Source organism: Phaeobacter sp. 11ANDIMAR09 (genome assembly GCF_001294455.1).
Lineage (GTDB): Bacteria > Pseudomonadota > Alphaproteobacteria > Rhodobacterales > Rhodobacteraceae > Pseudophaeobacter.
Genome location: NZ_LIKT01000100.1, coordinates 1 through 538 on the forward strand (window position 1 = coordinate 1; position 538 = coordinate 538).

The window sequence follows — 538 nt, forward strand, 5'->3', positions numbered from 1 at the left end:
TCCCGTTTCATGCGGTTGCTGACGGCCCATCCAATGACCCGTCGAGAGTAAAGGTCGAGGATAACGGCGAGATACAGCCAGCCCTCACTGGTCCAGATGTAGCTGATGTCACCAGCCCATTTTTGATTGGGCCCATCCGCTGAGAAATCTTGATCCAATAGATTTGGTGCGATGTTGAATGTGTGGTTGCTGTCTGTCGTCGCCTTATACTTCTGGGTTCTGATGATCTTGATGCCATTATCCCGCATCAGACGTCCAACCCTACGATGGCCCACCTTCAATCCCAATTCTTGCAGTTCCTCGGTCATCCGCGGCCGCCCATAGCTTTCCAGACTGAGGCGGTGCTGTTCACGGATGTGAGCTAGGATCACCATATCATCTCGTTGTCGCTGGCTCATAGGGCGCAACCGCCAAGCACGGAACCCACGCGATGTGACCTGCATAATCCGGCAAAGAAACTCCACAGACCAAACTTCTTTCCAGGCATCGATGAAGGCGAACCTCACCGGCTTTGGCCTGCAAAGAAGATCGCCGCCTT

At 53.7% G+C, this 538-nt stretch carries 1 protein-coding gene; it reads right to left on the reverse strand.

The annotated features are described in order from the left end of the window. On the reverse strand, window positions 1–538 hold a 538-nt coding region (locus AN476_RS22315), incomplete at both ends, for an IS3 family transposase (RefSeq protein WP_157063866.1).